Origin of the sequence: Streptococcus sp. 5905 (genome assembly GCF_013276505.1) — a bacterium.
Classification (GTDB): domain Bacteria; phylum Bacillota; class Bacilli; order Lactobacillales; family Streptococcaceae; genus Streptococcus.
Genome location: NZ_VMLC01000001.1, coordinates 688,707 through 710,036, shown reverse-complemented (window position 1 = coordinate 710,036; position 21,330 = coordinate 688,707). Strand labels below are relative to the sequence as shown.

Annotated in this window: 15 protein-coding genes; 2 read left to right on the top strand and 13 right to left on the bottom strand. The window is 39.8% G+C overall.

The genetic code is table 11. The annotated features are described in order from the left end of the window. Positions 1-9: 9 nt before the first annotated feature. The 10 genes from glgA to HT680_RS03430 form a co-directional block, all read right to left on the bottom strand. Entirely contained in the window at positions 10-1,443 is a 1,434-nt protein-coding gene (gene glgA / locus HT680_RS03475; RefSeq protein WP_173258271.1) for a glycogen synthase GlgA, read from the bottom strand. Beyond that, entirely contained in the window at positions 1,440-2,579 is a 1,140-nt protein-coding gene (glgD, locus tag HT680_RS03470) for a glucose-1-phosphate adenylyltransferase subunit GlgD (protein WP_000687022.1), read from the bottom strand. The genes glgA and glgD overlap by 4 nt, the downstream gene beginning before the upstream one ends. After that, positions 2,569-3,711, bottom strand: coding sequence for a glucose-1-phosphate adenylyltransferase (locus HT680_RS03465; protein WP_061416830.1), 1,143 nt, complete (start codon positions 3,709-3,711; stop codon positions 2,569-2,571). The genes glgD and HT680_RS03465 overlap by 11 nt, the downstream gene beginning before the upstream one ends. Further along, a complete protein-coding gene (gene glgB / locus HT680_RS03460) occupies positions 3,701-5,629 on the bottom strand; it encodes a 1,4-alpha-glucan branching protein GlgB (RefSeq protein WP_038806126.1) in 1,929 nt (642 codons plus the stop codon). Before glgB ends, HT680_RS03465 begins: the two co-directional genes overlap by 11 nt. Before the next feature lie 275 nt (positions 5,630-5,904). Continuing rightward, complete coding sequence (locus HT680_RS03455) at positions 5,905-7,329, bottom strand: NADP-dependent glyceraldehyde-3-phosphate dehydrogenase (protein WP_173258269.1); 1,425 nt, start codon at positions 7,327-7,329, stop codon at positions 5,905-5,907. 196 nt (positions 7,330-7,525) lie between these two features. After that, on the bottom strand, positions 7,526-9,811 hold the full coding sequence (pulA, locus tag HT680_RS03450) for a type I pullulanase (protein ID WP_173258267.1): 2,286 nt from the start codon (positions 9,809-9,811) through the stop codon (positions 7,526-7,528). A 153-nt stretch (positions 9,812-9,964) separates the two neighbouring features. Then, the gene (ligA, locus tag HT680_RS03445; RefSeq protein ID WP_173258265.1) at positions 9,965-11,923 is read right to left on the bottom strand and encodes an NAD-dependent DNA ligase LigA; all 1,959 of its coding nucleotides are present in this window, start codon (positions 11,921-11,923) and stop codon (positions 9,965-9,967) included. A 90-nt stretch (positions 11,924-12,013) separates the two neighbouring features. Next, positions 12,014-13,192, bottom strand: a complete 1,179-nt coding sequence (locus HT680_RS03440) for an MFS transporter (protein ID WP_173258263.1) — start codon at positions 13,190-13,192, stop codon at positions 12,014-12,016. A gap of 80 nt (positions 13,193-13,272) precedes the next feature. Then, positions 13,273-14,136: a MutR family transcriptional regulator gene (locus tag HT680_RS03435; protein WP_173258261.1), complete on the bottom strand. Its 864-nt coding sequence runs from the start codon at positions 14,134-14,136 to the stop codon at positions 13,273-13,275. 3 nt (positions 14,137-14,139) lie between these two features. Further along, a complete protein-coding gene (locus HT680_RS03430; RefSeq protein WP_173258259.1) occupies positions 14,140-16,041 on the bottom strand; it encodes an ABC-F family ATP-binding cassette domain-containing protein in 1,902 nt (633 codons plus the stop codon). Between the two features lie 154 nt (positions 16,042-16,195). Between HT680_RS03430 and HT680_RS03425 the strand changes: the two genes are divergently transcribed. Both HT680_RS03425 and HT680_RS03420 read left to right on the top strand, forming a co-directional pair. Further along, a complete protein-coding gene (locus HT680_RS03425; protein ID WP_173258257.1) occupies positions 16,196-17,914 on the top strand; it encodes a phospho-sugar mutase in 1,719 nt (572 codons plus the stop codon). Between the two features lie 109 nt (positions 17,915-18,023). Then, positions 18,024-18,371 carry a GxGYxYP domain-containing protein gene (locus HT680_RS03420; RefSeq protein WP_173258255.1) on the top strand — a complete coding sequence of 116 codons (348 nt, stop codon included), beginning with the start codon at positions 18,024-18,026 and terminating at the stop codon, positions 18,369-18,371. A gap of 94 nt (positions 18,372-18,465) precedes the next feature. Here the strand turns inward: HT680_RS03420 and HT680_RS03415 are convergent, their stop codons facing one another. The 3 genes from HT680_RS03415 to HT680_RS03405 form a co-directional block, all read right to left on the bottom strand. Next, entirely contained in the window at positions 18,466-19,089 is a 624-nt protein-coding gene (locus HT680_RS03415) for a retron system putative HNH endonuclease (RefSeq protein WP_173258253.1), read from the bottom strand. Further along, the gene (locus tag HT680_RS03410; RefSeq protein WP_173258251.1) at positions 19,086-20,381 is read right to left on the bottom strand and encodes an AAA family ATPase; all 1,296 of its coding nucleotides are present in this window, start codon (positions 20,379-20,381) and stop codon (positions 19,086-19,088) included. Before HT680_RS03410 ends, HT680_RS03415 begins: the two co-directional genes overlap by 4 nt. A 139-nt stretch (positions 20,382-20,520) precedes the next feature. After that, positions 20,521-21,330, bottom strand: a complete 810-nt coding sequence (locus HT680_RS03405) for an MBL fold metallo-hydrolase (RefSeq protein ID WP_173258249.1) — start codon at positions 21,328-21,330, stop codon at positions 20,521-20,523.

Below are 21,330 nucleotides of genomic sequence, written 5' to 3'. Positions count from 1 at the left end.
TTTTATCTATTAGTTGACTAAACTATGGTACAAGTCCAGGTAAGATTTGCAGGCTGTATCCCATGAGAAATCGCATTCCATAGCTTGTTTTTGTAGATTTTTCCAAACGTCCGGCTGGTTCTTATAAACATCCAAGGCTGTTTGGAAACTCCAGTTAAGCCAGTATGGTGTTAAATTGTCGAAGCTAAATCCAGTACCAGTTCCTTCGATCGGATTGAAAGCTTGAACAGTATCACGCAATCCACCCACTTCATGAACCAATGGTAGAGTTCCATAACGCATAGCCATCATTTGAGACAAGCCGCATGGTTCAAAACGACTTGGCATGAGGAATAGATCACAGGCTGCGTAGATTTCTTGAGCAAGTTTGACGTCAAAAGTGATATTTGCTGATAGCTTGTCAGGATAGACTTGAGCAAACCAAGAGAAAGAATGTTCAAAAGCCGGGTCACCTGTTCCTAAAAGGACTATTTGAACGTCCTCCTGTAAGAAACGGTGCAAGCTTTCTACCACAACATCAAAACCTTTTTGGCGCGTCAAACGAGAGACGATCCCAACTAGAGGAACATCTGCTCTCACAGGTAGACCAACTCTCTCTTGCAATTTTGCTTTGTTTTGAGCTTTTCCAGACAAATCTTCCTTATCAAAATGATAGTCTAAAAGTGGGTCTGTTTGAGGATTATAAAGATCTGCGTCAATACCATTGACAATACCTGAAACCTTACCTGACTCCATGCGAAGAATCTGGTCCAAACCGCAACCGAACTGAGTGGTCATAATCTCATGTGCATAACTAGGAGATACTGTTGAGACACGATCCGCGTAGAGAATACCTGCTTTCATCCAGTTAAGACAGTCATTCCAACGAAGGGTCCCATCAGCGTAACGTTCAAAACCGACTCCAAACAAATCCCACAACATCCCTTCAGAAAACTGACCTTGGAATTCTAAATTATGAATAGTTAAGACGGTTCTGATTCCTTGATATGCCTGAATCCATCTGTATTTTTCCTTCAAGAGAAAAGGAATCATAGCGGTGTGATAATCATGGGCATGGAGAATATCTGGAATGAAATCAATTCGCTCCATGGCTTCAAGAGCAGCCAGTTGGAAGAAGGCAAAACGTTCACCATCATCGAAATCTCCGTAAACATGACCTCGGAAGAAATACGTTTGATTGTCTACGAAGTAGAAGGTAACACCATTCAAGACGGTCTTCTTAATACCACAGTACTGTCTACGCCATCCTACACTCACTTCAAAGTGAAGAACATCCTCAATCTGGTCGCCGAACTTAGCCTCTACCATGTCATAGTAAGGTAAAACAACCGCAACTTCGTGCCCTGCCTTTACCAGTGATTTGGGAAGAGCGCCAATGACGTCTCCCAAACCACCTGTTTTTGAAAAGGGCGCACCCTCTGCTGCTACGAATAAAATTTTCATGAATGAATATCCTCTGTAACTTTTTCGCCTTTTTTGACTACAACTGGGTGTTCTGCAGTACCGCGAATAACGACACCGTCAGCAACTTCAACCCCTTTGTCCAAGATTGCATACTCAACTTGGGCACCTTGACCAATCACAACACGTGGGAAGAGAAGACTGTCTTTAACTAGACTATCCTTATGAACGTGAATATTACGTGATAGGACCGACTGAACTACTTCACCCTCTATGATACTACCAGAGGCGAACTGCGAAGTACTTACCTTAGAGGTGTTTGAGTAGTAAGTTGGTTCTTCATTCTTAACCTTGGTATAAATTTTTTGGTTAGGTGAGAAGAGAGAGTAGAATTTTTGAGACTCCAGCATATCAATATTGGCTTGATAATAGGATTGAACAGAGTGAACATTGGCTAGGTAGCCAGTGTATTCATAAGCAAAAGCACCTTCTTTAGCTGCCAACTCACGTAAAACATAGCGTAATTTTTCTGGGTATTCTTTTTGAACTTCTTCTTCCAAACGCTTAATCAACCACGGAGTATCAACGACGAATATATCTGTAGACATGTTGAAAAGTTCATCTGTTGATTTGGCATCAAAAAGTTTATGAGAAAGAACACGGTCTGTTTCATCGACTTCCAAGATGGCATTAACATCTGAAATATCCTTTTTAGGTAATTTCTTATAAACAACTGTAATCGGACGACCGGCAGTAGTATGTAAATGGAATACTTGATTGAGGTCAATATTCACCACGATATCACAGTTAAGTGCAACCGTCTGATTTGATCCTGAACGTTTCAAATAAGTGAGAAGCTGTTGGTAATATTCTTTCCCAACTGTGCTACTTTCAACACGCGTATTATAAATACCTAGATAGTAGTGACTGAGAAGGGTAGATAAGCCCCACTCACGTCCTGAACGAATGTGGTCAAAGACTGAACTGATATTGTCTTGTTGGAAAATTCCAAAGACACTACGAACACCAGCATTTGCAAGGCTAGAGAGAGGGAAGTCGATCAAACGATATTTTGCTCCAAATGGCAAGCTGGCTACTGGACGATGATCTGTCAAAGTTGACATATCGTGAAAACCAACGGTGTTTCCTAAAATGGCTGAATATTTATCAATCTTCATCTGTTGCTACCCCCACTACTTCATCATATCCTACTACTTGTACTTCGTCTGTTCCATCAATTTCGACACCTTCAGAAATAACAGCACCTTCACCAATGATGGCACGTTTAATTTTTGCACCTTTTCCGATAATGGCACCACTCATGATTACAGAGTCTACTACTTCAGCACCCTCACGTACTTGCGCTTCTGTTGAGAGAATAGAATGCTTAACAGTTCCATCCACGAGACAGCCATCCACAACTAAAGAATCTTCTACATGAGCGTGTTTTCCAATAAAGTTTGGTGGTGAAATCAAGTTCCGTGAGTAGATTTTCCACTGACGATCACGACTATCCAAAGCGTTATTTGGATCAATGTATTCCATATTTGCTTCCCATAGAGACTCGATAGTACCAACGTCTTTCCAGTAGCCTTTGAATTCATAAGCATAAACGCTTTCTCCAGACTCAAGGTAATTTGGAATAACGTTTTTACCAAAGTCTGACATATCTACCTTGTTCTTTTCAGCGGCTACTAGCATATTACGGAGACGTTGCCAATCAAAGATATAAATCCCCATAGAAGCTTTAGTAGACTTAGGTTGAGCTGGTTTTTCTTCAAATTCAACGATACGATTATTGGCATCTGTATTCATGATACCAAAGCGACTAGCTTCTTTGAGAGGCACATCTAGAACAGCTACTGTCAAGCTGGCGTTGTTGTCCTTATGAGACTGAAGCATGTCATCATAGTCCATCTTGTAAATATGGTCACCAGAAAGGATCAAAACATATTCTGGGTTAACACTGTCGATGTAGTCAATGTTTTGGTAGATAGCGTGGCTAGTCCCTTCAAACCAACGGTTTCCTTCACTTGCAGAGTAGGGTTGAAGGATAGAAACACCTGTATTAATGCCATCTAGTCCCCAGCTCGAACCATTTCCGATGTGGTTGTTCAAGGCAAGAGGCTGGTATTGTGTAATCACACCGACATTGTGAATCCCAGAGTTAGCACAGTTGGAAAGAGCAAAGTCAATGATACGGTAGCGCCCACCGAATTGCACTGCTGGTTTGGCAATGCTTTGAGTGAGTTTTCCGAGACGTGTTCCTTGCCCACCGGCAAGGATCAAAGCTAGCATTTCATTCTTCATTTTCTACTCCTTTTTGGGTTTTATTTGTGACAGTTTTAGTTGGTTTCAAGCGACGTTTAATCTTCCAGATACTTGCCCCCATAGCTGGCAAGGTGAAGGTCAAGGTCTGCTCATAATCCTTCCATAATCCTTCTTGAGTTTGAACCGTTTGGTTGTATTCTTTCCAGACACCACCCCATTGTTCCAATTCTGTATTCCAAACTTCTTCATAAACTCCCGCGACAGGAAGTCCGATTGTAAAGTCTTTTCGTTCAACAGGCGCCATATTAAAGACACAGACTAGCATTTCACCCTTTTTACTCTTACGAATAAAGGAAAGGACACTCTGATCTCTATTATCCGCATCAATAATTTCGATGCCGTCGTAGCTGGTGTCAATTTCCCAAAGGCAACGATGCTCTTTATAGAATTGATTGAGTTGAGAAGTGAAGTATTTCATTTTAGCATTCATTGGATCTTCCAAGTTAGACCATTCTAACTGTTCCTCAGACTTCCACTCTAAGAACTGACCATATTCGCTTCCCATGAACAAGAGTTTCTTACCTGGATGACAAATTTGATAAGTGTAGAGATTTCGCAAACCTGCAAATTGATTGTATCGATCTCCCCACATCTTGTGCATCATGCTTTTCTTACCATGCACGACTTCATCGTGTGAGAAAGGTAAGAGGTAGTTTTCATTGAAAACGTACATGAAGCTGAAGGTTACCAAATTAAAATCATACTTACGATAAATCGGGTCTTCCTCGTAGAAACGGAGAATGTCGTTCATCCACCCCATATTCCACTTGTAGTCAAATCCTAGACCGCCCATTTCTTTCATACCAGTAATCTTTGTTGCTGATGAACTTTCTTCTGCAATCATCATCACATCTGGATGAGCTAACTTGATAACAGTGTTCAAACGTTGAAGGAAATAGTAGCCTTCGTAGTTGAGATTGCCACCGTCTTTGTTTGGAGTCCAAGGAGCATTATCATAGTCTAGGTAGAGCATATTGCTGACTGCATCCACTCGAATACCATCTAAATGATAAAATTCAATCCAGAATTTAATGCTAGAAATCAAGAAGGACTGGACTTCATTCTTCCCAAGGTCAAAGTTAAGAGCTCCCCAACCGTAGTTATGGGCCTTGTTGTGGTCTTGGTATTCAAAAGTTGGTGTTCCATCGTAATAAGCAAGAGCGTCATCATTGATGGTAAAATGACCTGGAACCCAATCCACAATTACACCGATATTGTTTAAATGACATTCCTCAACAAAATCTTGGAATTCCTCTGGTCGCCCGTAAGAATGCTCCATAGCAAAGTAACCCATAAGCTGGTAGCCCCAACTCAATCCAAGCGGGTGAGCCATTAAAGGCATAAACTCGATGTGAGTGTAATTCATCTCAACAAGGTATGGAATGAGTTCTTCCTTGAGTTGTGCAAAGCTGTATGGACTACCATCTGGATTTCTCTTCCAAGATCCAGCGTGGGCTTCATAAATATTGACTGGTCTCTCAAAAAAGCCCCAGCGTTTTCTCCTAGCTAGCCAAAGACCATCTTTCCATTTTTTCTCTGGAATATCAGTCAGGATGGCTCCAGTCTCTGGGCGGGCTTCAAAACGAACCGCCAATGGATCAATTTTCATAATCTGGTGCCCATTTGCACGCGTGATATGATACTTATAAATCTGCCCTTCATGAGCCAGACTTGTGAAGACTTCCCAAACACCCGATTCATTCCGTACCATAGGAATTTGGTGCTCTGTCCAGTTTGTAAAATCACCAACTAAGTGCACAGCCTGAGCGTTAGGTGCCCAAACACGGAAAGTAAAACCAATTTCTCCGTCTTTTTCCTCTTTATGTGCTCCTAGATAGTGCTGGAGATGAAAATTTTCTCCAGTAGTGAAGGTTCTCAATGCTTCTTGATTATTCATCCAATCCCCTTTCTTTTTGTAAGCGTTTTCTATAATTCTATTATACTATCTTTTAAAAGAACTTTCAAGCAGTTTACGGAATTTCTTAAAAAATATCTTGAAAATTTTAGAAAATATATCTTAACATTATATAATTTTTCATTTAATTGTTGAAAAAATAAACGATTTGCATATATTTTCTTAGTATAATATCAAAACATTCGTTATTTTTCAATTTTTAACTGGATTTTTTAGTAAAAATAAAAATCAGGAATGTTATTTCCTGATTTTAGAAATTATTTCACATCAAAAACAATGGATTTGACATTTGTCATTGCTTCAATGCTGTATTTAATCCCTTGCACTCCTGCACCAGAACCCTTTACACCAAGGAATGGGAAATTATCTGGTCCACGTTGTGTTTTGTTATTAATATGAACAGTACCGACTTCAAGCTTTTCAGCGATTTCAAATGCCTTCTTAAAGTCATTTGTAAAGACAGAGGATTGAAGACCGAACTCAGATTCATTGGCAATTGCTACCGCTTCATCCGCATCAGCAACACGGATAATTGGGAGAACAGGTCCAAACGGTTCTTCCCATGCTAATTTCATATCTCTTGTGACATAATCAAAAAGTCCTGGCCAAATGAGATTGCCCTCACGTTTGATTGGACTGAGCGCTTTGGCACCCTTTTCCTGAGCATCTTGAATCAATCCCCAGATAAAATCAGCTGAAGCATTATCAATAACAGGTGTGATATCAGCATTGTCAAATGGGTCACCAACGGTTAGCTTAGCAACTTCTGCTTGAAGTAATTCAGCCAATTTATCCGCTACACTTTCCACAACCAAAACACGTTTGATAGCGGTACAACGCTGACCAGAGTAGCTAAAGGCACCACCTACGATCTGCTTAGCTGCATTTTCTAAATCTGCATCTTCTAAGACAATTGCTGCATCTTTCCCACCAAGCTCAAGCATAATCGGGCGCATACCAGCTAAACGACCAATACGCTCACCAATCGGTGTTGAACCTGTAAAGTTAATGAAGTTCACTTCCTTGTGTTCGATGATGTAGTCCCCAATCTCAGAACCACGTCCAGTGATGGTGTTAAAGACACCTGCTGGGATTCCTGCTTCGTCAAATGCTTTAGCCAACAAGAGACCAGAAATAGATCCTTGTGTTGGTGGTTTAAACATGACGACATTTCCTGCAATCAAAGCCGGAGCAATCTTAGATCCAGAAAGGTTAACTGGATAGTTAAATGGCGCGATAGCTAAAACGACACCAACTGGCTCACGACGGACAACGGCTAGTTTGTTTTTACTTGCAGCTTCAAAACCGCCACCTTCCATTGCTTGTCCAGTGATACGGAGACCTTCTTCTGCAGCAAAACGAATCAAATCTGCTGTACGTACTACTTCTCCAATGGCTGCTTTTATCCCTTTAGCAACCTCTTTGGCAAGAATTGTACCAATTTTTTCTTTATCACGTTCCAAAATGTCTGCTGTCTTATGCAAATAGGCTGCACGCTCAACTGGTGCTAAATCACGCCATGCTGGGAGAGCTGCACGCGCAGCCTTCATAGCCTCATCTACTTCAGCTTGACTCATAGCTGGTACTGTTCCCAGCTTTTCCTGATTAATGGGTGAATAGATTGTAATTTCCTTTTCAGATGATTTCCAATTTCCATTTACTAAATTCTGATAATTTGTCAAATTCTCTTCCTCCTGAAAATGATTAAGACTTATTTTATCAAATTTTCAGAAAATTACAACCCTTTTTGTGAAAAAATTGAGATTATTTTCACAATCTTGATCCTTCAAATTATTTGAAACTTAATTCTACTCTTCATTAAAAACCTCATAAATGACAAAAAGGATTAGATAATCTAACCCTTTTTACTACATTAATTTATGAGAGCACTTTTAAAACTGCGACACTAATATCATCAATAACATTTTCTTGTTTTGAACGACTGTTGGTAAGGAACATTTCAAGCTTACCTGCATTTTCAAAGTAGAAGGAGGTTCCCTTAGCATTAAATACCACTAATAGATGTTCTGATCCACCGTGAATCTCGTAAACAATCCAGCCACTATTTTCAGCAGCCGTGTGGACAAAGACATGACGGTAAATTTCTTCATATGTTGGATAAGAGAAGGCACAGATTTGCGTTTTTAGGCGGATAATCTGACGAATAAACTCGATACTGTCTTGGCGTTCATTGATCAGATCCCAGTTGACTTGGTTAACACTGTCCGGAGCATTATAGCTATTCATAGCACGTTCTCGGTCTGCAGGAGTTAGTTCTCCATGTTCACCAGTTGGAATCAACTTAGTTCGTCCAAACTCTTGACCAAGTTCCATAAAGGACATACCTTGCATGAGAAGATTCATAGCTGTCGCTGTCTCAACCTTGCGCATAATCTGGTCGGAACTCTTATCAGGATGAAGGGTTGCTAGCAAGTCATGAAGATTGTAATTGTCATGAGCTTCAACATAGTTGAGAACCTGGTTTGGACTGAGATAAGATCCCAACTCTCGGCTACCAAGAATAGCCTTGGCGACGATTGGTTCTGTAGCAGCACCACTCACAAATCCTGATTTGATTGCTCCATAAACTTCTCCTCCTTTGATCGCATCACGCTGATTATCGTTGAAGAAACCTATATTTGGCATCTGGTGGGCGTTATCCTTCTTAGCCTTGTCATAAGGAGCAAGACCTGTTCCCATATCCCAGCCTTCTCCATAAGTGAGAATACGCGGATCAACCTCATCCAGTGCCCAACGAATTGCCTGCATAGTTTTGACATCATGAATGCCCATCAAGTCGAAACGGAAACCGTCAATATTGTATTCTTTCACCCAATAGAGAATGGAATCAATCATATACTTGCGGAACATCTCATGTTCACTTGCAGTTTCATTTCCTACCCCCGTACCGTTTTGAAAAGTTCCATCACGATTCATACGATAGAAATAATCGGGAACAGTTGTCTGGAATGGAGCGTCCACTGTTGAGAAGGTATGGTTATAAACCACATCCATAATGACACCGATTCCCGCATCATGATAAGCCTGAATCATGGTCTTGAGGTCTCGAATAACTTGTCCGGGATCATCTGGATTACTAGAGAAACTTGTTTCTGGCGCATTATAGTTTTGAGGGTCATAACCCCAGTTATAGGTTACATTTCCCTCCTCGTCATATTCCTTGTGTCGATCAAAGATCGGTTGAAGTTGAACATAGTTGCAACCAAGTTCTTTAATATAGTCAAAGGCGGTTGCTTGGCCGTATTGGTTAACCGTTCCAGTCTGAGCAGCACCCAAGAAGGTTCCGCGGAGTTCTTCAGGAACACCAGATGTAGGCGATTTGGTAAAATCACGAATATGCATTTCACAGATAACTGCTTTACATGGATTCTCCAAACGCCATGGAGCTTCTGTCCCATGTTTGACTTTGAATCCTTCTACTTGTCTGTCTTGATGAGAAAGAATTACGGAACGTTTTCCGTCAGGACTTGTGGCAATCGTGTAAGGATCTCTCGTCAAAGTCTGGTGGTGAGGAAATTCAATTTGATACTGATAAGCCTTACCAGCAAGATTTTCATCCAAGTCTACACTCCACACACCAATGGTATTGTACTTATGGCTGTATGAATAGCTATTACCACGCTCTAGATTAAAGGTTTTCCAAATCGGTGCATCGTTACTAGTGTTTTCATAGACAACCACCTGAACAGCTGTAGCTGTTGGAGCCCAGAGTTTAAAACTGGTCTGGGAATCAGATCCTTGGCAGCCCAAGTCTCCCTGATATCCCCAGTGATGATCAAAGCTTGCGCTATGGATGGCTTTATCAAAGGCAAATGGATTCTGATCCTTATAATATGGACTAGCAATAGCTGGATTTTCTGAATAATACACAGTCTCGTCTCCCTCTAAAATCCATGCTTCTGTCAGCAAGGGATAGTAGTTAAAACGTACAAGATATTCTTTTAATACACCATCTATCTCGGCTTTGAAGGTGAAACTATCCACCTTTTCCTGACTGGTCACGGTAAAAGAAAACTGAAGACCAAAATAAGTGGTCTCTGAAGTTAAAGAGCTTTTGTTTTCATCTCGGTCTGTGCTAAATGAGCAAGCTGTATAATCTCCATTTTTTCTATGAAAATGGAGTAGAACGGGATAATTGTACATGTTTTTTCCTAATTTCTAATTTCTATTTTAATTTTATTTGGTGTTGATGGATTCAGTTGGCATTTCATCACGATGGACAACAGATTTTAACCATTTCAAAACACATCAGGAGAGACAGTTTCAGATTATCTGACACCTAGTTTTCTACTATCATTACATACTTTCCAACCAAGCTTCGTCTCGAACTTCGATACCAAGTTCTTGAGCTTTTTGGAGTTTGCTTCCTGCATCTGCTCCTGCTACGACAAGATTCGTTTTCTTAGATACACTGCCTGTTACTTTGGCACCTAGACTTTCGAGTTTACTTTTTGCTTCTGAGCGTTTGAGACGTTCCAATTTCCCCGTGAGTACAACGGTCAAACCTGACAAGGCCGCATCTGCTACTACTGTCTGTCCTTTGTAGTCCAGATTGACTCCAGCTTCTTTCAACTCATCTAAGAGAATCTTCGATCCTTCTGTAGCAAAATAAGTCTGAAGACTTTGAGCAATCACACTACCCAAGCTCTCGATACTTGCCACTTCCTCTGGGTCTGCTTGGGCTAGATTTTCAATAGAGTGGAAGTGTTGGAGCAAGAGCTGACTAGCCTTGCTTCCAACATGGCGAATTCCCAGACCAAACAAGAGCTTTTCAGCAGAGTTTTCCTTAGATGCTTGAATGGCCTGATATAGTTTAGAAGCAGACTTTTCCTTGACAGCTTCCAAAAGGAGGAAATCATCTTCTTTCAAACGGTAAATATCTGCCACATCCTTGACTAGATTGGCAGCGAAGAGTTTCTCAACTATGGAAGGACCAAGTCCTGTAATATTCATGGCATCTCGAGAGGCAAAGTGAATCAAACCTTCCATGATTTGAGCAGGACAGCGAGGATTGATACAACGAAGAGCTACTTCATCTTCAAAATGAAGCAATTTACTATCACAACTTGGACAGTTAGTCGGAATATCTAGTTTTTCTTCAGAAATCCGCTTAGACTCTACCACACGCAAAACAGCAGGAATAATGTCTCCAGCCTTATAGACGATAACCGTATCATCTTTGCGGATATCTTTTTCAGCAATATAATCTACGTTGTGAAGAGTTGCACGACTTACAGTTGTGCCAGCAAGCTGAACAGGTGTTAGATTGGCAGTCGGGGTCACAACACCCGTACGACCTACTGTCCAGTCAACTGAGAGCAGTTGAGCTTCTTTTTCCTCAGCAGGAAATTTGTAAGCTACTGCCCACTTAGGCGCTTTAACTGTAAAACCAAGTTCTTCTTGACCAGCTAGGTCATTGACCTTGATGACCACTCCATCGATATCGTAAGGTAGTTTCTCCCGTTCTTGTCCTACTTCTTGAATGAACTCCCATATCTCATCTATGTTTTCAGCCAGAATTCGTTTAGGATTAACCACAAAGCCAAGCTGTTCAAGATGCTTCAAGACCTTTTCTTGACTATCACGAGTAGAAGGGCTAGCTTCTTGATAGAGAAAAGTCGCAAGGTTGCGCTTAGCTACTACTGCCGTATCCAACTGACGGAGGGTTCCTGCTGCTGCATTACGAGGATTGGCAAATTCAGGCTCTCCATTTTCTTGGCGAGCTTGGTTGACCTGGTCAAAAGAAGCGCGTGGCATGTAACACTCCCCACGAACGGTAATATCAAGTTCTTCTGGCAAGGTCAAAGGAATGTCCTTGACACGCTTGAGGTTTTCTGTGATATTCTCACCAATAGAACCATCTCCACGTGTCGCCCCAACGACAAAAATCCCCTTTTCATACGTAAGTGAGATAGACAAACCATCGATTTTCAGCTCACAGATATAAGTGGGATGGGCTAACTCCTTACGAACACGCGCATCAAAAGCTTCTAACTCTTCACGTGAAAAAGCATCCTGCAAACTATAAAGAGGATACTGATGACTGTATTTTTCAAAACCATCTAAAACCTTACCACCAACACGATGGGTCGGACTGTCCGCTAAAACTTGATCTGGATAGGTAGCTTCCAACTCGACCAACTCTCGGTAGAGGCGATCATACTCGCTATCTGACACCGAGGGATTATCACTCGTATAGTACTCGGTCGCATAGCGGTTGAGCAAGGCAACTAACTCATTCATTCTTTCATTCATAAAACCATTTTACCACAAATCAAGCCCTCCTCACAATAGAGAAGGACTGAAAAATGGTTAGTATTGAAATATTTTCTAAAGATAGTGAGGTTATGACTCTTTTTCGAAACGACTTCGTACGTAAACAAGGGATAGACAAGACAGGATAACGACCCCGCTTCCAATTATCAGGAAAGAAGAAAGATGTACACTTGGTAGCACTGTCATAAAGCCTTTTGCAATCGGCATAAAGAGAATAGCTAAAGTAAAAATAGTACTCAATACCCTGCCCAAATATTCACTTTCAACCTTGGTTTGAACCTGAGTAAAAAAATGAATATTAAACATTGTCATAAATAGTTCACAAACTAAATTTCCAGAAAAGGAAAGAAAAGTTGGCAACGGTAACCCCATCATAAAAACTCCAACTCCAGTCAAGGCCAATAGAATCAAAAGATTATAAACACTTGCCTTTATTTTACTAGCAAGAAGAGCTCCAATAAAGGAACCAATTGCCCCCATAGTCAAAATGCTTGCATAGGCTCCTTCTACGCCGTAAAGTCGATTTGAAAAGGGGAGGAGAAATTCAAAGGCTGCAAAAAAGAAATTAACACTAGAAGCTACTAACAAAAGGAAAAAGATCTCTTGCTGGCGCCAGATATAGCCAATTCCTTCTTTCATATCAGCAAAAATATTTTTCCAGCTGAAAGTCTTTTTCTCTTGTTCCTGAGTCTCTTTTTTGGGGAGAAAAGCTACTAATGTAAATGCGATGAAAAAACTAATGGCATCTAAAACGAGCGTCATATGGAGACTGGCAAATTGTAAAACGAGGAAAGAAAGTACAGGGGAGCTAACACCTACAACCTGCAAAACGAGCTCTAAGCGAGCATTATAGGCCACAATCTCGTCTTTCTCTACAACCTCAGTTATAATGGCCTTATTTGCTGGTCTAGAAAATGCAAAGGCAATCGCCTGCACAATATTAGCCCCAATCAAAGCACCAATCATCCAGCTGTCATTCCTTATAAAAGAAATAGCCAGACAAAGAATCCCACAAACAAGGTCTGCCGCCATTAAAATCTTACGACGAGAAAAACGGTCTGAAACGACTCCGCCAAAGGGATTGACTAGAATCGATGTGACGAGTTCAGAAATTTGATAAATCCCAAGAACAGTCTGTCCTATCGTCCCCATTGATGCCAACCAAACACTGTTTCCATAATCATAGAGCATATTTCCTATCTTATTAATAGCACCACGACTAATCAACTGGATTGCATGTCGATTCATATAAAAAGCTCCTCTCAAATTTTGAAACTATTGTATCAAAACTGAAAGGAGTCCCTTCGATTTTCCCTTATTTGGGAAATTTAAGGATTTACAAATTTTTCATAATGTTCCTGATAATAGGCCACTTGCTCTGGAAGTCCAAGCACATCAAAAATATGCATGGCTCCCTGCATCTGACTACAACCTTCTTCTTTCAAGTCTCTCTGGTAGAGAGCGAAACCTTTGAGATAGTGGAAGATATTGCGCTCATAAAGCTTGATACCATTTCCAATCAACTTCTCCACATAGCCCTCAAAATAGTCCGCATCCGCAAAGGAACGGTTCTCCAAACAATGCTGGTAACAGTTAAGAGCTAAAATCAAAACAAGTTTACGATGCCGACCAATTTCCTTGTAGTAGTCTTCTCGCTCCATAACTTCTCTGCCAATCCGAGCCACATAGTCCACATTGTAGAAAGTATAGAGATTTCCAAAAAGAATCAACTCATACATGGTCCATTCTTCTGTTTGAAAAAGATAATCTGCTACCTTTTCCAAATCACTCTGACTCATCGTGTAATGAGCATCTCTTTGACAAATCAGACCTTGTAGCAGAATCCAATTCAGCTCAAAATAGAGGGGATTGGTCGAACTCTTTGCTTTCTCAAGCTGTTCCTTTTGAAGCTTTTGAAAACCTGCAATATCATTTGAGTAGTAAAGCGGAATAATCTGTGCCATTAAGGCAATATGTTCATGATTTTGAAAATCCCTAGCCTTGTCCATGAAATTTTCAATAGTCACATGAATATTGTCCAAAATCTCAAAGAAACGGGAAACTGCTAGATCAGACTCTCCAAGCTCGAAGCGAGATAATTGAGAGGTTGAACATGATTCACCTGCCGCCTCTTTTAAGGAGTATTTCCCACTTGTTCGAAATTCACGAAATACCTTTCCAAGATGTTCCATTTCTTACACCTGCTCCGATAATTCTTCCCACTCAAGCATAGCTTCTTCCTGACGATGGCTAATTTTGTCCAGTTCAGCCTGCAATTCCATGAGCTTTTCAGCATCGTTGGTTTCCAGCATTTGTTCAGAAATGGCTTGACTTTGAGTTTCTAGCTCTTCGATTTCAGCTTCCAAACTCTCGATTTGACGCATGAGCTTGCGGGCTTCTTTTTGACTTTCTTTTTGTGCCTGGTAGTCATTAGCTGGACTTGCTTCTTTTGCTTGATTACTCATTGAAGCTTCCTCTGTCTGGCTTGCTTCTACTTCTGCTTTCTTCTCAACATAGTAGTCATAATCTCCTAGATAGAGGGTCGAACCATTCTCGGACAATTCCAAAACATGAGTGGCTACACGGTTGATGAAATAACGGTCGTGACTGACGAAAAGAAGGGTTCCATCAAAGTCAATCAGGGCATTTTCCAAAACTTCCTTGCTATCAATATCCAAATGGTTGGTTGGCTCGTCAAGAATCAAGAAATTGTTGTTTTCCATTGAAAGTTTGGCAAGCAGTAAACGAGCTCTTTCACCACCAGACAGCATCCCGACTGACTTTTTAACATCATCTCCTGAGAAAAGGAAGGCACCAAGACGGTTACGGATTTCAACTTCAGGTGTCAGTTTAAAATCATTCCAGAGTTCATCGAGTACAGTATTGCTTGGTGTTAGCTTACTTTGAGTCTGATCATAGTATCCAACCTCAACATTGGCACCAAAACGCTTCTCTCCCTTGATAAAAGGGATATGGTCCACAATAGACTTGATAAAGGTTGATTTACCAATACCATTTGGACCAACGATCGCAACAGCGTTCATCTTACGAAGGTCTAGGTTGATAGGCTCTGAGAGTATTTCCCCATCATAGCCAATGGCTGCATTTTCAACAGTCAAAACAACATTTCCCGACGTTTTTTCAGACTGGAAAGTCATATTGGCTGATTTCTTGCCAGCTTCAGGCTTTTCCAAACGCTCCATTTTTTCCAGTTGTTTACGGCGAGATTGAGCACGTTTGGTCGTTGAAGCTCGGACTAGATTTCGATTGACAAAGTCTTCTAGAGCCGCGATTTCCTTCTGTTGCTTTTCATAGTTTTTTGCCTCAGTAGCTAGCTTTTGCTCCTTTAACTCAACAAAACGAGAATAATTGCCCACATAACGATCCAAAGAATGCTTGGTCAAATCCAGTGTAACCGTCGCAACCTTGTCCAAAAAGTAACGGTCGTGGCTGACAATAATGAGCGCACCGCTATAGTTTATCAAGTAATTTTCCAACCAGGCTATGGTTTCAATATCCAAGTGGTTGGTTGGCTCGTCCAAAACCAAGAGATTAGGCTTTTCAAGGAGCATTTTTGCTAGAGCCAGACGAGTATTTTGACCACCAGAAAGCTCAGCAATTTTCATCTGCCACATAGTCTCATCAAACTTAAATCCATTCAAAATCGCTCGAATATCAGCTTCGTAGGTAAAGCCACCAGCCTGACGAAAATTCTCTGACAAACGATCATAATCCGCCATCAGTTTATCCAATTCAGCGCCAGACTTTTCACCCATCTCCAGTTCCATCTGACGAAGTTGTTCCTCAGTCCGACGCAAATCATCAAAGACATGGAGCATTTCATCGTAGATGGTATTCTCAGACTCAAATCGGCTATCTTGGGCTAGATAAGACAGAGAAATATCTTTTTTCTTATTGATTTCCCCACTAGTTGGCTCCTCTTCTCCAACCAAAATCTTCAAAAGAGTAGACTTACCCGCTCCATTTCTCCCAACGAGGGCAATCCGATCTCGTTCATCTACTTGCAGATTGATATTATCAAAAAGAACCTCTCCTGCAAATGAACGTTCAATTTTATTAGCTTGTAAAATAATCATATAGGTAGTATAGCATGTTTCCCTAAGGGGTTCAAGACTATAGAATCCATTTCATTTCAAGCTTTTTCAGAAAGTTATGCTAACGTTTTACTAAAATGATAAATCGTGATATAATGAAAGCGATTAAAAGAATTTACAAAAAAGGAGACACTTTATGACTTACCAAGAAAATTATCAAAAATGGGTCGATTTTGCTGACCTTCCAGACTACCTTCGTCGAGATTTGGAAAATATGGATGAAAAAACAAAGGAAGATGCCTTCTATACCAATCTTGAATTTGGTACTGCTGGTATGCGTGGATTGATCGGAGCTGGTACAAACCGCATCAATATCTATGTTGTTCGTCAAGCAACTGAAGGTTTGGCTCGTTTGATTGAGTCAAAAGGTGGAAATGAAAAAGAACGCGGTGTGGCAATTGCCTACGATAGTCGCCACTTCTCTCCAGAATTTGCCTTTGAATCTGCTGCAGTTCTTGCAAAACATGGTATCAAATCTTACGTATTTGAAAGCCTCCGTCCAACTCCAGAACTTTCATTTGCAGTTCGTCACCTCAACTGTTTCGCAGGTATTATGATCACTGCTAGCCACAACCCAGCTCCATTTAATGGTTACAAGGTTTACGGTGAAGATGGTGGACAGATGCCTCCACATGACGCGGACGCTTTGACTACTTATATCCGTGGAATCGAAAATCCATTCGCAGTTGAAGTTGCTGATGTGGAAGCTGAAAAAACTTCTGGCCTGATTGAAGTCATTGGTGAAGCTGTCGATGTAGAATACCTTAAAGAAGTCAAAGATGTTAACATCAACCCAGCCTTGATCGAAGAATTTGGTAAAGACATGAAGATTGTCTACACACCACTTCATGGTACTGGTGAAATGTTGGCTCGTCGCGCTCTTGCTCAAGCAGGATTTGACTCAGTTCAAGTCGTGGAAGCGCAAGCAACTGCTGACCCAGACTTCTCAACTGTAAAATCTCCAAACCCAGAAAGCCAAGCAGCCTTTGCCCTTGCTGAAGAACTTGGTCGTCAAGTTGGTGCTGATGTGCTTGTCGCAACTGACCCTGACGCTGACCGTGTCGGTGTCGAAGTTCTTCAAAAAGATGGTAGCTACCTCAACCTTTCAGGTAACCAAATCGGTGCCATCATGGCTAAATACATCTTGGAAGCCCATAAAAACGCTGGAACACTTCCTGCAAATGCAGCCCTCTGCAAGTCTATCGTATCAACTGACTTGGTAACGAAGATTGCTGAAAGCTACGGCGCAACCATGTTCAACGTCTTGACTGGTTTCAAATTCATCGCAGAGAAAATCCAAGAATTTGAAGAAAAACACAATCACACTTACATGATGGGATTTGAAGAAAGCTTTGGTTACTTGATCAAACCATTCGTACGTGATAAAGACGCCATCCAAGCCGTTCTTGTCGTTGCTGAGCTTGCTGCCTACTACCGTTCACGCGGTTTGACACTTGCTGATGGTATCGAAGAAATCTACAAGGAGTATGGTTACTACGCTGAAAAGACTATCTCTGTAACTCTCTCAGGGGTTGATGGAGCTGAACAAATCAAAGCGATTATGGCTAAGTTCCGTAACAATGCTCCAAAAGAATGGAACGCAACAGCTATCACTGTTGTAGAAGACTTCAAGGCTCAAACTGCTACTGCTGCTGACGGTACTGTAACAGCCTTGACAACTCCTCCAAGTGATGTATTGAAATACACTCTTGCGGATGGTTCTTGGATTGCAGTTCGCCCTTCTGGTACAGAACCTAAGATCAAATTCTACATTGCCGTTGTGGGTGAAAGCAACGAAGATTCACAAACTAAGATTGCAAACATCGAAGCAGAAATCAATGCCTTCGTTAAATAAGCAAGATAAAAGATGAGACGAACCCCTCTCATCTTTTTTTCGTATCAAATCTAAGCAATTTTAGAAACTTTATGGCATACTAGTTTTATCAAAAAAGAGAGGTATTCTTATGAATCAGTTTTTAGAAGATATTAAAGCCCTTGAAGTGACTACAGTTTCGCGCGCGCAAGAAGCACTTGATAAAAAAGAAACAGCAACCTTCTTCATCGGTCGCAAAACTTGCCCTTACTGCCGTAAATTTGCTGGCACATTGGCAGGTGTCGTAGCTGAAACCAAAGCACACATCTACTTCATCAACAGTGAAGAACCTAGCCAATTGGAAGCCTTACAAGATTTCCGTTCACGTTATGGAATTCCAACTGTACCAGGTTTTGTCCACGTTGCAGATGGTCAAATCAATGTCCGTTGCGACTCTTCAATGTCAGCACAAGAAATCAAAGAATTTGCTGGATTGTAAAAAACCACTCTTCGAGTGGTTTTTGTATAATCAAAATTGCGTTTTTAAAACAGGGTTTTACGACAATCAATAATAAGTCATAAAGATAGGAATATTATATTAATTCTAATTTCTTTTTTAAATAATTTATTATTATTCCATCATACTCCTGCTTTATTTCACGCTCCTCATACTCTTTAAGTAATTTTAGAAAAGTTTCTTTTGGAATTTTTTTATTATCTTTCTGCTTACAAAGTTCTTTTTGAAAACTACTTAATGCATTTTTTCTATTATTTTTTAGTTTAAATAAATTTAGATTTAAAATTTCATCCAAATCATCCTGATAAGAATTAGAATTAATAGTCCCATCACGAGAATAAGTAATATTATTTACATGAGCTAGATTTAAGGGATCTATAGTAATTATTTGATTTGATTTTTTTGTATCACAAGTCTGATCTTGTAAACATTGTCCTTCATATCCACGACAAACTGCTAATAAGTTTGAGTATTCTAAGGCCTTACTTTGAAATTTAGATTGAGGAAAAAAATGCTCTATTTTCATTTTCTCTAAACTAATCCTAGACATACAATAAGCACATAGCTCCCCTTGTTCTTTTAATAAACTTTTTTTTAGATCATTTTTTACAGTACTAGGAATGTTAGCGTAGCTAGCATCTTGAGTCAATCGGTACGTAGTAAAAGATCGGGGTTCACGATTTTTCAAGATATGAATCATTCCAACTCCTTAAAAAATTCCTCTAACTCTATAGAATTTCTAGCTGATACAACTTCTGAATCTGTCTCTCCAAGTATATTTTTTAGATTGTCTAACAGTTCTTTTGCTTCTTCTAAGTCTTCATTATCAATGTTTTGATTAATTTGGTTAATTAAATTTCTAACCTCTTCCGGTCTATAGTCAGTCTCCATAATGTTATTAACTATGTCATCCAATTCTCTATTATAGTTAATAGGTGGATTCATGATTTCGTTATTTTTTAATATCCTTAAATATTCTGATTTTATATTAGAAATAACAATAGGTGAATGAGTTGTTGTAATAATTTGAACATTAGTAAAAGTTTCTAATAAACTAGTAATAATCTTACTCTGCCATGATGGATGTAAGTGCATATCTATTTCATCTATTAAAATTACTCCTGGAGTTTCTAATACATTATCAAGTAGTTGTGGATTCAATTTTGCCATTCGAGTAGCAATATCTGCAACCATTGTTAAAGTGATTCGAATTCCATCACTAAACATGTGTAGCGGTAATTTTTCAATCTCATTGTTTTTACGATATGATACTTCGATATCTTTCGATTTCACAGAATAATTTATAGATACATCTGTAACATCCTTGTTTCCAATTTCAAAACATTTTTCTATAGCAGTTTTAACCATTTTTAATTCTGGAATTTCACGATCTTCTTGAATTTTTATTAACGTCATATCCTCAAACCAACGTAATAATTGTTTTTCATTAGTTCCTGAAGATAACGCATCTGTATACCCATCTAGTCTTGAACTTTTTTTTGTTCCTTCCTTAGAACTTCTATTATTCTTTTTTTTGTATAGTCTACCAGTATCATAATATGCAATTATTGGAAGAATAGTATCTGTATTTCCATTCTGAATATTTTGCTGTTGTGTATGACCAATCTTAATTAGACTACTAGCATTTTTTACTGTTGTCTTATTTTTTAAGCCATTTATTTCACGTTCCCATTCTATATGCTCATCACAAACAATCCCTTTTGTAGATATAACAACAGGAAATTGATACTCCGTACTAATGATACTTCCAGTTAAAAATGATTTTCTTAAAATATCTTCTTTTTGAATTGGGAGAGAGTAAGCAGTTGGTATTTTAGCAAAATAAGTTCCAATAGAAATTGCTAAAGCATCTAAAATTGTGGATTTTCCTGCACCATTAACTCCTACAATAACATTACATCTTTCATTAAGAACAATATCTAACTCTTCAAAGCATCTAAAATTTTTAAGTTTTATATTTTTTACTTTCATTGCAACTTCCTATTTTTGTTGATAAATTTTATTTCTACTCTTTTTATTATAACAAAAAGAAAATCAAAAAGTATTATATTTCTTTGAAAACAACTTAAATCTTAAAAAATATAAAAGGAACACCTCTCGGCGTCCCTTTTTATATATCTGTCAGTGGTGTTGCGGTATCGGGAGAGGTATCGTAAACTTTAAAGTCTACTCCGACTCCCAGATCCGCTTGGGCTAGCTGGTTGACCATAGTCATATGAGCCAGCTCCTTAATATTGTTCTCTTTGGACAAATGCCCAAGATAGATTTTCTTTGTTCGATTTCCCATTGTACGAATCATGGCCTCAGCACCGTCTTCGTTAGAGAGGTGACCGAGATCCGATAGAATTCGCTGTTTGAGACGCCAAGCGTAAGATCCTGCTCGCAAGATTTCTACGTCGTGGTTGGACTCGATGAGATAACCGTCTGCATTTTCGACTATTCCAACCATACGGTCACTGACATAACCTGTATCGGTCAACATGACGAAGCTCTTGTCGTCTTTCATAAAGCGGTAAAACTGGGGTGCTGCCGCATCATGGCTAACTCCAAAACTCTCAATGTCGATATCGCCAAAGGTTTTGGTTTTGCCCATTTCAAAGATATGCTTCTGCGAAGAGTCTACCTTACCGAGATACTTACTATTTTCCATAGCCTGCCAGGTCTTTTCATTGGCGTAAAGATCCATGCCATATTTACGAGCCAAGACACCGACTCCGTGGATATGGTCTGAGTGCTCATGCGTAATCAAAATCGCATCCAGATCTTCAGGTTTACGATTGATTTCACTCAAGAGGCTGGTAATTTTCTTACCAGACAAGCCTGCATCCACTAAAATTTTCTTTTTTGGGGTTTCCAGATAAAAGGAATTTCCACTGGAACCTGATGCTAAAATACTGTATTTAAAGCCTTCTTCACTCAT

Bases quoted from the DNA above. Each gene is read 5' to 3' on its own strand.
- HT680_RS03425 (WP_173258257.1), top strand. From the start codon at position 16,196: ATGACTTACCAAGAAAATTATCAAAAATGGGTCGATTTTGCTGACCTT.
- glgB (WP_038806126.1), bottom strand. From the start codon at position 5,629: ATGAATAATCAAGAAGCATTGAGAACCTTCACTACTGGAGAAAATTTT.
- HT680_RS03415 (WP_173258253.1), bottom strand. From the start codon at position 19,089: ATGATTCATATCTTGAAAAATCGTGAACCCCGATCTTTTACTACGTAC.
- HT680_RS03430 (WP_173258259.1), bottom strand. From the start codon at position 16,041: ATGATTATTTTACAAGCTAATAAAATTGAACGTTCATTTGCAGGAGAG.
- glgD (WP_000687022.1), bottom strand. From the start codon at position 2,579: ATGAAGATTGATAAATATTCAGCCATTTTAGGAAACACCGTTGGTTTT.
- HT680_RS03440 (WP_173258263.1), bottom strand. From the start codon at position 13,192: ATGAATCGACATGCAATCCAGTTGATTAGTCGTGGTGCTATTAATAAG.
- HT680_RS03410 (WP_173258251.1), bottom strand. From the start codon at position 20,381: ATGAAAGTAAAAAATATAAAACTTAAAAATTTTAGATGCTTTGAAGAG.
- glgA (WP_173258271.1), bottom strand. From the start codon at position 1,443: ATGAAAATTTTATTCGTAGCAGCAGAGGGTGCGCCCTTTTCAAAAACA.
- HT680_RS03465 (WP_061416830.1), bottom strand. From the start codon at position 3,711: ATGAAGAATGAAATGCTAGCTTTGATCCTTGCCGGTGGGCAAGGAACA.
- pulA (WP_173258267.1), bottom strand. From the start codon at position 9,811: ATGTACAATTATCCCGTTCTACTCCATTTTCATAGAAAAAATGGAGAT.
- ligA (WP_173258265.1), bottom strand. From the start codon at position 11,923: ATGAATGAAAGAATGAATGAGTTAGTTGCCTTGCTCAACCGCTATGCG.
- HT680_RS03435 (WP_173258261.1), bottom strand. From the start codon at position 14,136: ATGGAACATCTTGGAAAGGTATTTCGTGAATTTCGAACAAGTGGGAAA.
- HT680_RS03405 (WP_173258249.1), bottom strand. From the start codon at position 21,330: ATGAGTGAAGAAGGCTTTAAATACAGTATTTTAGCATCAGGTTCCAGT.
- HT680_RS03420 (WP_173258255.1), top strand. From the start codon at position 18,024: ATGAATCAGTTTTTAGAAGATATTAAAGCCCTTGAAGTGACTACAGTT.